Below are 14081 nucleotides of genomic sequence, written 5' to 3'. Positions count from 1 at the left end.
AGGAGCCACCGTGAAGCCCGCCCGCGCACTCGCCGCCGCCCTCGCCGAGGGGACCGTCGTCCTTGACGGAGGTCTCTCCAACCAGCTCACGGCGCAGGGGTGCGATCTGTCCGGCGAGCTGTGGTCGGCGAGGCTCCTCGCCGAGGACCCCGAACAGATCGAGGCCGCCCACACGGCGTATGTGCGCGCGGGCGCCCAGGTGCTCATCACCTCCAGCTACCAGGCGACGTACGAGGGGTTCGCCCGCCGCGGGGTGGGCCGGGACGAAGCGGGCGCGCTGCTGGCCCGCAGCGTGGAGCTGGCGCGATCCGCGGCCGGGACGGGGCCGCGGGAGGTATGGGTGGCCGCCTCGGTCGGCCCGTACGGCGCGATGCTCGCGGACGGCAGCGAGTACCGCGGGCGGTACGGGCTCTCCGTGGCGGAGCTGGAGCGCTTCCACCGGCCGAGGATCGAGACCCTCGCCGCGGCCGGCCCCGATGTGCTCGCGCTGGAGACCGTGCCGGACTCCGACGAGGCGGCGGCACTGCTGCGCGCCGTCGACGGATGCGGGGTGCCGGTGTGGCTCTCGTACTCCGTCGCGGGCGAGCGCACCCGGGCCGGCCAGCCGCTGGCCGACGCCTTCGCCCTGGCGGCGGGGAACGCCTCGGTGATCGCGGTCGGCGTCAACTGCTGCGATCCCGGGGACGCGGACCGCGCCGTGGAGATCGCCGCGGAGGTGACGGGCAAGCCCGTCGTCGTCTATCCGAACAGCGGCGAGGAGTGGGACGCGGTGGCCCGGGGCTGGCGCGGGGAGCCCACGTTCGACCCGTCCCGGGTGCGTTCCTGGCGGGCGGCGGGCGCGCGGCTGGTGGGCGGCTGCTGCCGGGTCGGTCCGGCCGAGATCACCGGGCTCGCCGGACTCGTCGGTCGCTGACGGCGGCCGGGCGGGGCGCCGGTCGGGCAGGGTGCCGGTCGGGCGGGGCGCCGGCCGGGCAGGGTGCCGGTCGGGCGGGACGCCGGCCGGGAAAACCCGTCGTGACGAGGGGCCGAGCGGGCCATACTCGACCAGGTGTTCCTGACGATCAGTACCACCGGTACCCCAGAGCGCCCCGCGACCGACCTCGGGTTTCTGCTGCACAAACATCCCGACCGGGCGCAGTCGTTCTCCACGTCCCATGGCACCGCCCAGGTGCTCTATCCCGAGGCGTCCGACGAGCGCTGCACGGCGGCGCTGCTGCTGGAAGTCGATCCCGTGGCCCTGGTCCGGCGCGGCAAGGGGAAGGGCCGGGGCGGAGCCCCCGACACGGCGCTCGCCCAGTACGTCAACGACCGCCCCTACGCGGCCTCCTCACTGCTGGCGGTCGCGCTGTCCACGGTGTTCAGGAGCGCGCTGCGCGGCGTCTGTGCCGCACGGCCCGAGCGCGCGGCGAGTCCCCTGCCGCTGCGGATCGAGATCCCCGCGGTGCCCGCGCGGGGCGGCGCCGAACTGGTCGGGAAGCTCTTCGGACCGCTGGGCTGGGCCTCGGTGGAGGCGCGGCCCGTGGCGCTGGACGAGCGGTTCCCGGAGTGGGGCGACTCCCGCTACGTACAGCTCGTCCTGGAGGGCGAACTGCGGCTCGCCGACGCGCTGCGCCAGCTCTATGTGCTGCTGCCGGTGCTCGACGACGCCAAGCACTACTGGGTCGCGCCCGACGAGGTGGACAAGCTCCTGCGGGCGGGTGAGGGATGGCTGGCCGACCACCCGGAGCAGAAGCTGATCACCAGCCGCTACCTCGCCCGCCGCTGGGGGCTGACCCGGGAGGCCATGAACCGGCTCGAACTGGTCCGGCTCGCCGAGGCCGACGACACCGAGGTCGAGGCGCTCGACAACGCGGTCGAGGCGGAGGCCCCCGCCGACACCGGCGACGAGGCGGGGAAGCCGCCCTCGCTCGCGGAGCTGCGGTGCGCCGCGATCCTGGCGGCCCTGCGCGACGCGGGCGCGAGCACGGTGCTCGACCTCGGCTGCGGCCAGGGCCGGCTCGTCCAGGCGCTGCTGAAGGACGCGCGGTTCACCCGGATCGTGGGCGTGGACGTGTCCGTACGGGCGCTGACCGTGGCCGCGCGCCGGCTCAAGCTGGACCGGATGGGGGAGCGCCAGGCCGAACGCGTCTCGCTGGTCCAGGGCGCTCTCACGTACACCGACAAGCGGCTCACGGGATACGACGCGGCCGTGCTGAGCGAGGTCGTGGAGCATGTCGACCCGCCGCGGCTGCCCGCCCTGGAGTACGCGGTGTTCGGCGCGGCCCGGCCGCGCACGGTCGTCGTCACCACCCCCAACGCCGAGTACAACGTGCGCTGGGAGACCCTTCCCGCCGGGCAGGTGCGCCACAGCGACCACCGCTTCGAGTGGACGCGGGCGGAGTTCCACGCCTGGGCCGGGGAGGTGGCGCGGCGCCATGGCTACGGGGTGACGTATACGGCGGTCGGGGACGACGACCCGGAGGTGGGACCGCCCACGCAGATGGCGGTCTTCGTCGAGCAGGCGAGGGACGAGAAGGACGAGAAGGACAAGAAGGAGGGGAAGGGCCGATGACCCGCGACCAGGAGAACGCGGCTGAGAACGAGAACGCGGCTGAGGACGAGAACGCGGGCGGCGGTGGGGGTGCGACCGGTTCCGAGGTCCGCGCGGCCCGCCGTCTCCCCGTGCCCGAGCTCTCCCTCGTGGTGCTGATCGGGGCGAGCGGATCCGGCAAGTCCACCTTCGCCCGTACCCGGTTCAAGCCTACCGAGGTCGTCTCCTCGGACTTCTGCCGAGGTCTGGTCGCCGACGACGAGAACGACCAGAGCGCGAGCGGCGACGCCTTCGACGTGCTCCACTACATCGTCGGCAAGCGCCTCGCGGCCGGCCGGCTCACCGTCGTCGACGCCACGAACGTGCAGACGGAGAGCCGCAGGGAGCTGGTACGGCTCGCCCGTGAGCATGACGTGCTGCCCGTCGCGATCGTTCTCGACCTGCCCGAAGAGGTGTGCGCCGCGCGCAACGCCGCCCGCCCCGAGCGGGCTTCGATGCCGCGCCGGGTGATCAGGCGCCACCGCGGTGAACTGCGCCGCTCGCTGCGGGGACTGGAGCGCGAGGGCTTCCGCAAGGTGCACGTCCTGCGCGGCGAACGGGAGGTGGAGGCGGCCGAGATCGTCCTCGAACGCCGGTACAACGACCTCCGTCACCTCACCGGCCCCTTCGACATCATCGGTGATGTCCACGGCTGCCGCTCTGAGCTGGAGACCCTGCTCGGCCGGCTCGGTTACGTCGACGGGGTCCACCCGCAGGGGCGTACGGCCGTCTTCGTCGGCGACCTCGTCGACCGCGGCCCGGACAGCCCCGGGGTGCTGCGCCGGGTGATGGGCATGGTCGAGGCGGGCAGCGCCCTGTGCGTCGCCGGCAACCACGAGAACAAGCTCGGACGGTGGCTCAAGGGCAGAAAGGTCCAGCTCACGCATGGACTCGCCGAGACGGTCGAGCAACTGGACAGGGAGGACGACGCCTTCCGCGCGAAGGCCGGGGAGTTCATCGACGGGCTCATCAGCCACTACGTGCTCGACGGCGGGAAGCTGGTGGTCTGCCACGCCGGGCTGCCCGAGAAGTACCACGGCCGCACCTCGGGCCGGGTCCGCTCGCACGCCCTGTACGGCGACACCACGGGTGAGACCGACGCGTTCGGCCTGCCCGTGCGCTACCCGTGGGCCGAGGACTACCGGGGCCGGGCGGCCGTCGTCTACGGTCACACGCCCGTACCGAACACCTCGTGGCTCAACAACACCCTCTGCCTGGACACCGGAGCGGTGTTCGGCGGCAGGATGACCGCGCTGCGCTGGCCCGAGCGCGAACTGGTCGACGTACCGGCCGAGCGGGTCTGGTACGAGCCGGTCAAGCCGCTCGCCACGGAGGCGCCCGGCGGCCGGGAGGGCCGCCCGCTGGACCTCGCCGACGTGCACGGCCGGCGGATCGTGGAGACGCGTCACATGGCGCGCCTCGCGGTGCGCGAGGAGAACGCGGCGGCGGCGCTGGAGGTCATGAGCCGCTTCGCGACCGACCCGCGGCTCCTCGCCTATCTGCCGCCCACCATGGCGCCGACCGCCGCCTCGCACGAGGAGGGCTTCCTGGAACACCCGGCCGAGGCGTTCGCACAGTACGCGGCGGACGGCGTCGCGCGGGTCGTGTGCGAGGAGAAGCACATGGGTTCCCGCGCGGTGGCGCTGGTCTGCGCGAGCGAGACGGTGGCCGAGGCGCGGTTCGGGGTGCGCGGGGCCACGGGCGCGCTGCACACCCGTACCGGACGGCCGTTCTTCGACGACCCCGCGGTCATCGAGGAGATCCTCGGCCGGCTGCGGACCGCGGTGACCGCCGCGGGACTCTGGCGAGAACTGGACACGGACTGGCTCCTTCTGGACGCCGAACTGATGCCCTGGTCCCTCAAGGCGACCGGCCTGCTGCGCAGCCAGTACGCGGCGGTGGGCGCCGCGGCGGGCGCGGCGTTCCCCGCGGTCACCCGCGCCCTCGAAGCCGCCGTGTCCCGGGGTGTACCGGCGGCCGGTCTGCTGGCCGCGCAGCGTGAACGGGCGGCCGACGCCGCCGCGTTCACCGAGGCGTACCGGCGGTACTGCTGGACGACGGACGGCCTGGACGGTGTGCGTCTGGCGCCGTTCCAGCTGCTGGCCGCGGCCGGCCGCAACCTCGCCGGTGTGCCGCACGACCGTCAGCTGGCCTGGCTGGACCGGCTGGTCGAGCACGATCCGGCGGGGCTGCTCCAGGTCACCCGGCGGCTGCTCGTCGACACGGGGGACGCGGACTCGGTGCGTGCCGGGGTCGACTGGTGGCTGGAGATGACGGAGCGGGGTGGCGAGGGCATGGTCGTCAAGCCGCTCCAGGCGCTGGTGAAGGACGAGAAGGGGCGACTGGTCCAGCCGGGGATCAAGGTCCGTGGCCGTGAGTACCTGCGGATCATCTACGGTCCCGAGTACACCCGGCCGGAGAATCTGGAGAGGCTGCGCGGCCGGTTCCTCGGCCACAAGCGCTCGCTGGCGCTCCGGGAGTACGCCCTCGGTCTCGAAGCCCTGGACCGGCTGGCCGACGGCGAACCGCTGTGGCGGATCCACGAAGCGGTCTTCGCGGTCCTGGCCCTGGAGTCCGAACCGGTGGACCCGAGGCTCTGATCCACGTCAGAAGCTCCGACCTGCGTCGGAGCAGGTTTTCCACAGGTACGGGGAGGCGCTGTCAGTGCCTCCCCGTACGGTGTTTTCCAGGCACGGGGACGAATGTGTGTACCACGTCCGTCGTCGTCCTGAAATCGATCCTGCCATTTCGCACGTAACAGGAGGTTCCGAGGAGCATCATGGTCGAGTTGACGGCGCTGTGACGAGGTCCTAACGTTTCGTCACCACCCGTTGACCGGCAGTCAAAAGTTTTACCAGCAGGGCTTGGTTGGCGCATAACCGGCGCACGGGGCGAACGGCTGTGACCGGTGTGACGGCTGTCCGGTACGCGCACATTCTCACGGGGGTGAGTATGAGTCTTATCGAACGTAATCGTTCCTTCCTCGACGCCCTCACTCCCCAGGACCGTGCCGCCCTGCTCGCCCTCGGCACGCGGCGGGCCTACGCCCCGGGCGAGGTGATGCTCAGGGAGCGGGACACGACGACCTTCGTACTCGCCCTGCGCTCGGGCTGGTCCGTGGTCTCCGTCGACACCGACCGGGGAGCCCGGCTCATCCTGGCGCTGCGCGGTGCGGGTGAAGTGGTCGGCGACATGGCCGCGTTCGACCAGGGGCCGCGCAGCGCGACCGTCACCGCGCTCGGCCGCGTGGAGGCCACGGCCGTCTCCGGCGAGCGGTTCCGCAGCTTCCTCGCCGCGCGCCCGCACGCCACCTCACTGATCATGCGCCAGCTCAGCGCCCGGCTGCGCAGCGCCGACGTCGAACGCCGCTCGCTGGCCTCCGGCTCCGTCCTGCAACGCCTCGCGGCCCGGCTGGTCGAGCTGACCGAACGGGTCGGACGCCCCGGCGGCGACGGCACCGTGGTCGAACTGCCGCTGCCCCAGCACGACCTGGCGGCGGCGATCGGGGCCACCAGGGAGGCCGTCGCCAAGGCGCTGCGCCTGCTGCGGGAGCAGGACGTCGTACGGACGGGCAACCGGCGGCTCACGGTCACGGACATACAGGTGCTGCGGCTGCTCGCCGACGGGCGGCAGTCGCAGCGGCCTCGGGCGGAACGGCCGGAGAAAACTCCTCCGGCTGTGTAAACGGCTACATCGCCCGCCGCGTTTCGCGGCGAGGCTTGTTCTGTCACCACGGCACAGGGGGAGCAGTGAGCAGTGTGGGAGCGGTCAGCAGACTGGTGGTCTTCGGCGACGCCTGCGGTTCGGGCACGCTGGGGATGGCGGCCAAGAAGCGGATGCGGAACGCCCTGTACGGCGCGTTCGACGAGGCGTTCGCCGCGGTGGACGTCGATCCCCGCGGTCTGCACCAGGAGGACCGCGGGGACGGCATCCTCACCGCGCTCGATCCGGGCACCCCGTCGTCCCTGATGGTCGGGGGCTGGCTCGAAACGCTGTACCAGTACCTGCGCGAGCACAACGAGGGCAGCGCGCAGCGGCTGCGACTGCGGATCGGGATGAACGCGGGGCCCGTGCTCGACGACGGCAGGGGGCTGGTGGGCCGGGCCGTGGACCTGGCCTGCCGGCTCTGCGACAGCCCGACGGCCAAGCGGGTCATGGCGGACGCCCCGGGCTCCGACCTGCTGCTGGTCGTCTCCGACTGGCTGTACGTGAACGTGGTGGCGGAAGGCGGGCGCCAGGTGGAGCCCGAGCACTACGTACGCTCACGCGTCCGGTTCAAGGAGACGGACGAGACCGCCTGGTTACACATCCCGCGGTTATCCGCTGCCGCGCTCTCCGGCCTGGCCGGGACGTCCGGAGGGTCCGGTGAGGGCCCGCACCCGGACGACGACGGGGGCGCGGCGCGGCAACAGACCGGCGGTGGGCCGACACCGGGGGACGGCCCACCGCCTCCTTCCGCGGGGAGGAGCATCTCCGTCCAGGGGGACTTCCAGCACTTCGAGAACGGCGTGTTCCACAACTTCACCGGATTCGACAAGCGGCGGGGACCGGCCTCCGGGCCGGGTGAGTCCGCGTGAGCGACCAGGACGAGACGCCGGACGCGCCGGATCCCCAGGATGCCGCCGAGGACCGGTCGCCCGAGAAGAACGCGGCCGACCACAAGAAGGCCGACAGGCCCGAGAAGGGCGCGGACCGGCGGGCGCCGGGCGACGGCCAGGATTCTCCCGAGTCCAACCCCTTCGACCAGGCGGGCCGTAATCCGCTCGGTGCCTCGGGCGGTACGGGCGGCTCCGGTACGGCGCACGCCGCCCTCCAGACCTTCGCGGCCGGCAAGACGGGGCGCGCCATCGGCTTCGGCGCGGACGGCCAGTACTACGAAGGCAACACCTTCATCAACCAGCTCGGCGTCGGCGGCGGACACGCCATGGTCCAGGGCCCCGTCCCGGCCGAGGAGCTGACCCGCCTCGCCGGTGTGTACTGCGAGGCTCCGGGCTACGAGGAGATGGAGCAGCGGCTCCGCGAGCGCGGCCTGCTGGTCCTCTGCGGGGAACACAACAGCGGCCGTACGGCGACGGGGCTCTCCCTGCTCGCGGGCGTCGCCGACGACAAGGTGACCCGGCTCGACCCCGGAGTCAAGGTCCACGAGATCGAGGAGATCCGGCCGGGTCACGGCCATCTCCTGAAGATCGAGTCCGAGGACACCGGGTGGCAGGAGCCGGAGCGGGCCGACGGCCGGAGCAGGCCCCGTGTCCGGCGGGCGGGACCGACCGAGCTCCACCTCGACGGCCTGCGCAGCAAACTCGTCAAGGCGGGAGCCTTCGCCGTGCTCCTCGTCGAGAACGGCGAGCCGGCCGACCGGCTGCTGCGCGGCCGGTACGGAGTGGCCTGCCCCGCGCCGCCCTGGGAGAAGGTCCTCCGCCAGCACCTCCGGGTGCTTCTGGCGGACGCGCCCGACGGTGCCCTGGACGAGGCCCTGGCGCTGGCCGCCGGGGAGGACGTCACCGAAGCCCTCGGCCTGGACGGGCTGCGGCCGGGCGAGGCCGCGCGACTCGCCGGCCATCTCGTCCGGCGCCGGAGCGGCGAACTGACGCACCGCCGGCTGCTCGCCGCCTGCTCGACCTTCGTCGACGCCCAGGCCAGGGACTGGTTCGCGGGCGCGGACCGGCCCGGCACCCTGCCCGAGGCGCTGCCCACCCTGAGCGCCGCCGCCTTCCGTATCGCCGTCGCCGTGTTCAACGGCTCGCCGTACAGCCTCACCGCGGAGGCGGGCGAACAGCTCGCCTGGGAGCTGGCGGTCACGCTCGACCCCGAGACCCCCGTGGGCCGCAGGCTCTTCGGCACCCACGCGGAGGCCCGGCCGGTCGCGGCCCGGGCCGTGCTCCAGGACGGCGAGCTGGACCTCGGCGACGCCCAGGTGCCGGTACAGGCCATCAGCTTCCAGGGCGAGGCCCTCGCGACGGCGGTCCTGAGGGAGGTCTGGCACGGCTACCACAATGTGCGCGGCCCTCTCGTCCGCTGGCTGCGCGCCCTGTGCGACGACCCCCGGCCCGTCCTGTGGGTACGGGCCTCCATCGCGGCCGGAGTGCTCTGCTCCTGGGACCTGCCCTACGGCTCCGGCGAACTGATCGTGCCCATGGCCGCCTCCGACAGCCCCGTACAGCGGATGTCGGCCGCGACCGCGCTGGCGGAGGCCGCGCGCGAGCCGTCCGTACAGCCCGCGGTGGCCGCCCTGCTCAAGGAGTGGGCGAAGAGCAGCCACGAGGAACTGCTGACCACCGCGGTCCTCGCGCACGGCTACGGAATGGCGGCCGGTTCCGTCGCGGCGTCGCTCGACGCCCTCGCCAAGGTGGCGGTCCGCGCCCACGACGACACCGACGCCGCCCATGACACGGACATCCTGTCCAACGCGTCGTTCAGTGTGACCCGGCTGCTGGCGGGACCGGAGCCGGAGGCCGTCGTCCACCGTCTCGACGCATGGCTCCGCGACACTCGGAGGGGCCCCGCCGACCTCGCCCTGCTCACCGTGATCGGCGCCCTGCGCACCCGCACGACCTTCCTGTGGGGCCTCCAGGACATGCCCGAACTCCAGGCACGCGGCAAGAGGATGCTGCTCTCCGCCCTGCTGGAGACCGAGCCCGGACTGACCGGGCGGCTGGCCTGGCTGGTCCGGCGCACGCTGGCCACGCCGCGCGCCGGCGCCGCGGCACAGGACTCCCTCGCCCTGCTGCTGCGCCAGGCCGCCGGGGACGCACAGCAGCTGGAGGCCGTCTGCGGCTTCCTGGTCCGGCTGGCCGAGGGGCGCAGGGACCGCGACCGGCTGCGCCACCTGCTGGCGCGGCTGGTCAAGGACCCCGACGAACCGTTGGACAAGACCGCGGCGCGCACGATGTGGGACGCGGTGGGAGAGGGGGCCGCGGCATGAGCCCGTCACCGTACGAGGAGCGGTCCGCACAGGGGGACCGGGAACAGCAGTACGCCCAGTGGCTGCACGAGAAGCGGCCGCGCCCACCCGAGGGCGAACGACGCGCGGGCGGACAACGCGACGGCGAGCAGCGGTACGGCGAGCCACGCGACGGCGGACGGCGGTACGGCGAGCGGCGGTACGAGGAGCGGCGGTACGAGGAGCGGAGTCCCGGGCACGGGGCACCGGAGCGGGGAGGTGTGGCGGTGACGAGCCGGCCGGCGGACGACGAGACGGTGGAGCAGTACAAGGACGGCGCCGTGGGCCCGCTGCTGCGTGAGCGCAGGCCGCCCTACCGGCAGGAGAGCGGCCAGGTCGCCGCCGTACTCCTGTACCGGAACGGCGGGTACAGCGTGGTGTGGCCCGACCGCCCCCGTGACGACCACGACAGACCCAGACTCCGCACCCCGTACACCGTGTTCGAGGTCCTGCTCGGCCGGAACGTGACCTCGTTCGAACTGGCCCTGCCCGCCGCGGGCGACGCCCAGTTCTTCGACGCGCGCGCCGAGGTGCACTGGGAGGTCGAGGAGCCGTACGCGGTCGTCATGAAGCGCGTGTGGGATGTCGGTGAACTGCTCCACGGCGAACTCCTCGCCATGCTGCGCCAGGTCTCCCGCCGCTTCCGGCTCACGGACGCGCAGCGTGTCGACGAGGCGGTCCAGGAAGAACTGGTCAGGGGCCGTATCGATCTGGGCCGCGATCTCGGACTGCGGCTGCGCATCCATGTGTTCATCGATCTGAGCGACCCGGTCAGGCAGCGCAAGGGCGAGCGCGACGACATCGACTTCGACATGTCGAGGGACGAGGCGCGGGCCGAGGCCGACCGCCGCAAGGAGGCGATGGAGCGCCGGCTCGTCAACGAGCGGGCCGCCGAACTCGAAGCGGTGCTCCGCCGCGGCCAGGAGGCCGAGATCATCCACTTCATGGCGCGCAACCCCGCCAAGGAGTGGGAGATCCGCGAGGCCATCCGGCAGGAGAAGCGCGAGGGACAGACCGACCTCATCAACCTCTTCAACCGGCTGCTCGACACCGGACATCTCGAACGCCACGACATCGGCGACCAGATGTTCGAAACGCTGCGGCTGCTCCGCGAGAGCGGGGGAGCGGTGATCGGCGGCGTCTCGGACCAACTGCTGCTCGGACAGCGGCCGAGGCGGGAGCTGGAGGAGGGCCGGAGCCCCCGCCGCCGGCGCGAGGAGCCGCCCAGGAACGGCCGGGCGGACGACTGGGACACCTTCGACGACGACGGACGCGGCGACGGGAGGAGCGACGGGCCGAGGGACGGACGCGACGCCGGGCGGAGCGACGGGCGGAACGGCGGACGCGGCGGACACCGCGACGACCGGGAGTACGGCTACGGGGACGACCGCGGCGAACCGGAGCGGCCCCCGTGGGACGACGAACCGCGGGTCTACCGGCCGACCAGGGTCGAGTCGTCCGCGGAACGCGACCGCGACGCGCGCCGGGAGCGCGCCGACCGGGAGGACGAGCGCGGCAGCGCGCGGCGCGGCTCCAGGCCCAGCGCCGACTTCGACGACTGGGGGGACGAATGAGCAGCGGAGTCCCGGCCGGGCGCCCGGAGGGACCCGACACCACCGAGGTCAGGTATCTGGCCGAGCGCCTGGTCGCGTCGGTCCGCGAGGACATCGCCAGGGCCGACACGAAAGCCGCGATCCTGCTCTCCGGGGCCATCGCCTTCTGCGCGGTCGCCTTCACCAAGGACGGACTGCACCAGCCCCTAGCCCCGCTGAGGCTCGCCCTGCTCACCGCGGGCGGAGTCCTCTGCGTGGCCGGACTGCTGATGCTCATCGCGGTCGTTCTGCCCCGCACCCGGATAGGGGCGCGGAACACCTTTCTGAACGACCTCCTCGCCGGTACCCCCTCCGACGAACTGCTGGCCCGGCTGAACACGACAGGCGAGGACGTCGTGGGCTGGCTGCTGAGCCAGGCGACCGTGCACGCCGCGGTCCTGGCCGCCAAGTACCGCTGGCTGCGCATGGGGGGCTGCTCCCTGATGCTCGGCGCGGTGCTGGTCCTACTGAGTGAGCTGTGGTGAGAGACGGTGCACATGAGAAGCACATCGCGTGCGACACGAGGGGCCGGAGTGAGACGCCTGGCCGGAGTCCTGCTGGCCCTGGCCGGTCTGATCGCCGTCACCGGCGCGGCCCCGGGCCATGCCACCGGCGCCCCCGGCCGGACCGGGGCGGTGACCGAAGGCGCTGACCCGATCGACTTCGCCGTCGTCGTCGACCAGTCCGACAGCCTCTCCCAAGAGGACCTGAACCGTGAGGTGGAGGCCGCGGCGCTGATCGCCCAGGGCGAGATCTCGGACCGCTCACGCGCCACGGTCATCGGCTTCGGCAGCTCCGAGAAGTCCGGTCAGACCCCGGTCACCGAGGTGTGCCCGCCGACCGTCGTCGACTCCTCGGGGCGCTCGTATCTGAACGGCTGCGTCAAGAAGCTCTCCCGCCGCGACGCCCGCATGGGCCCGGGCACCGACTTCCCGGCCGCGCTGCGCCAGGCGCTGACCCGGCTCACCCAGGACGACAGGACCGGCACCCCGAAGGTGATCTTCCTGCTCACCGACGGCAAGCTCGACGTCCGCGACAGTCCGGAGTACGGCGCCGACGCGGCGAGCCGCCAGTCCGACGCCGCCCGGCAGCTCGGCGAACAGCTCGCCCGCGCCCGCGAGGAGTCCGTGCAGATCTGGCCGCTCGGCTTCGGCGACGCCATCGACCGGGACGCCCTCAAGGAGATGGCCGAGGGCGGTTTCCGCAACGGCTGCGCCGAACTGCCCTCGGCCACACCCCGGATGAGGGTGGTCGGCAGTGCCGCCGGGATCGACAAGGCGCTCCAGGAGACCTTCGCCGCCGCCCGCTGCGCCCAGGTCGTCCAGGGCACGGAGGGCAAGCCGCCCGCCGACCTGTACGTGACCATCCCCAAGATCGCCACGGACGGGTCGATCACCGTCAGCAAGCACGACCCGAAGGTCAGCGCGACCTACTACGACCCGCGCGGCCGGAAGGTCCGCACCGACGGCTCGTTCGACGGCTCGACCTTCGAGATCACCGGTCAGAGCGGCCCGGTCGAGGCGTTGCGGGTGAAGAATCCACGCCCCGGCCGCTGGCGCGTCCATCTGGAGGCGCCGGAGGGACACCGGGATCGGGTCGTCGCCGTACGGGCCATCTGGCAGGGACAGCTGCGCTCCTCCGTCATCCTCGACCCCGCGTCCCCCCGCCCCGGCGAGAAGACGACCGTCGAGGTGCGGATGCAGACCCGGCGGGGCGTCGTCATCGACGACCCGGACGAGGTGAAGGGCATCACGGTCGCGGCCCGGCTCACGGGCAGCGGCTTCGAACCGGTCTCCGTGCCGCTCACGGACGACGGCAGAGCACCGGACGCGAAGGCGGCGGACGTCCGGTTCACCGGGACGCTGACCGTGCCGTCCACCGCCGACGGCGATCTCGCCCTGACCGCCGAGATGTCGGCGCCGGGCGTCACGAGCGACCACCGGCCGTTCAACGCACAGATCGCCTCGGGCCCCCCGCCGGTGACCGCCGCGCTGACCGTCGAGCAGGCCACCGTGCACCCGGGCGGGAGCGTCACGGGTCTGCTGAAGGTGGACAACAAGGGCAAGGAGACGCGCACGCTGCGGCTCGCCCTCGCCGATCAGCCGCCCGGCGCGGAGCTGACGCTCAGCCCCGCCCAGGTGGAGGTCACGGCTGGCGAGGGAAGGAGCGTTCCCTTCCGGATCCGCATCGGATCCGGCACCGCACCCGGCGAGATCGGCGCCCGGGTCACGGTCACCGACACCGACGACGGCGGCCGGATCCTGGACAACACGTTCCTGGAGATCGGCGTCGACCCCGTGCCCACCTGGTGGGACCGCTGGTGGTGGGCGGTCGCCGCGGCGGGCGCGCTGGCGCTGGCCCTCGCCGTGTTCGCGGCGGTGTGGTACGTGGCGCAGCGCCGCCGCCGCGATCTCGCGGGCGTGAAGCTGGAGTTGCGCGGCGAGGGCGTCCGGCCGGACGAGCTGACCGTACGGGCGGGGCAGAGCCCCGGCGGGGAGTTCCACTTCGTGGTGGACCGGGCGCGGGGCGCGGCGCCCTCGCTCCAGCGCTGCGGCCCGGGCACGGCGTCCTCGTACCGGCTGCGGCGCACCCCTTCGGGGGAGTTCCTGCTGAAGCCGCCGCAGGGCCGGGAGCGCGCCCTGCGGCCCGAGGAGGCAGCCGCGCTGGGCGACGGGTTCGAACTCGTCGTCCACGACCGGCGGGCGGCCACCGGCCGCGGCCGCGGCGCCCGGGACCGGAACGGGCAGCGTACGAGGGGCGCGCGGGACCGCGGGCGAGGCCGTACGAGGGAGACGAGGGGCACGAGGGAGACGAGGGACCGGAGTGGCGACGGTGACCGGGACGGGGCCCGGGGCAGACCACCCCGCTCCTCCTCGGGGGGAGAGGGCGGAGCGCCGGGCGACGGCGGAGGCTCTCCCTCCGGGGGCGGCGAACGGCGGGCGGGCGCGAGCCGGTTCGACCCGAATTTCTGAGTTCTGAG

At 73.2% G+C, this 14081-nt stretch carries 9 protein-coding genes; all 9 read left to right on the top strand.

Annotation, left to right across the window (positions count from 1 at the left end; all coding sequences use genetic code 11):
• Positions 1 to 10: 10 nt before the first annotated feature.
• Complete coding sequence (gene mmuM / locus AB0P17_RS10515; protein ID WP_365809502.1) at positions 11 to 913, top strand: homocysteine S-methyltransferase; 903 nt, start codon at positions 11 to 13, stop codon at positions 911 to 913.
• A 135-nt stretch (positions 914 to 1048) separates the two neighbouring features.
• Positions 1049 to 2551 carry a 3' terminal RNA ribose 2'-O-methyltransferase Hen1 gene (locus tag AB0P17_RS10510; RefSeq protein ID WP_365809501.1) on the top strand — a complete coding sequence of 501 codons (1503 nt, stop codon included), beginning with the start codon at positions 1049 to 1051 and terminating at the stop codon, positions 2549 to 2551.
• Positions 2548 to 5169 carry a polynucleotide kinase-phosphatase gene (locus AB0P17_RS10505; protein ID WP_365809499.1) on the top strand — a complete coding sequence of 874 codons (2622 nt, stop codon included), beginning with the start codon at positions 2548 to 2550 and terminating at the stop codon, positions 5167 to 5169. The genes AB0P17_RS10510 and AB0P17_RS10505 overlap by 4 nt, the downstream gene beginning before the upstream one ends.
• Before the next feature lie 352 nt (positions 5170 to 5521).
• Positions 5522 to 6253 carry a Crp/Fnr family transcriptional regulator gene (locus AB0P17_RS10500; RefSeq protein WP_365809497.1) on the top strand — a complete coding sequence of 244 codons (732 nt, stop codon included), beginning with the start codon at positions 5522 to 5524 and terminating at the stop codon, positions 6251 to 6253.
• 65 nt (positions 6254 to 6318) lie between these two features.
• A complete protein-coding gene (locus tag AB0P17_RS10495; protein ID WP_365809496.1) occupies positions 6319 to 7146 on the top strand; it encodes a hypothetical protein in 828 nt (275 codons plus the stop codon).
• Entirely contained in the window at positions 7143 to 9491 is a 2349-nt protein-coding gene (locus AB0P17_RS10490) for a hypothetical protein (RefSeq protein WP_365809495.1), read from the top strand. Before AB0P17_RS10495 ends, AB0P17_RS10490 begins: the two co-directional genes overlap by 4 nt.
• On the top strand, positions 9488 to 11083 hold the full coding sequence (locus AB0P17_RS10485; RefSeq protein WP_365809493.1) for a hypothetical protein: 1596 nt from the start codon (positions 9488 to 9490) through the stop codon (positions 11081 to 11083). The genes AB0P17_RS10490 and AB0P17_RS10485 overlap by 4 nt, the downstream gene beginning before the upstream one ends.
• Entirely contained in the window at positions 11080 to 11586 is a 507-nt protein-coding gene (locus AB0P17_RS10480; protein ID WP_365809490.1) for a Pycsar system effector family protein, read from the top strand. Before AB0P17_RS10485 ends, AB0P17_RS10480 begins: the two co-directional genes overlap by 4 nt.
• A 48-nt stretch (positions 11587 to 11634) precedes the next feature.
• The gene (locus AB0P17_RS10475) at positions 11635 to 14073 is read left to right on the top strand and encodes a VWA domain-containing protein (RefSeq protein ID WP_365809489.1); all 2439 of its coding nucleotides are present in this window, start codon (positions 11635 to 11637) and stop codon (positions 14071 to 14073) included.
• The last annotated feature ends 8 nt before the right edge of the window (positions 14074 to 14081 follow it).

Source organism: Streptomyces sp. NPDC088124 (genome assembly GCF_040685895.1).
Taxonomy (GTDB): domain Bacteria; phylum Actinomycetota; class Actinomycetes; order Streptomycetales; family Streptomycetaceae; genus Streptomyces.
Note: the sequence above shows the minus strand (reverse complement) of the source record. Positions and strands in the feature narration are given on the sequence as shown.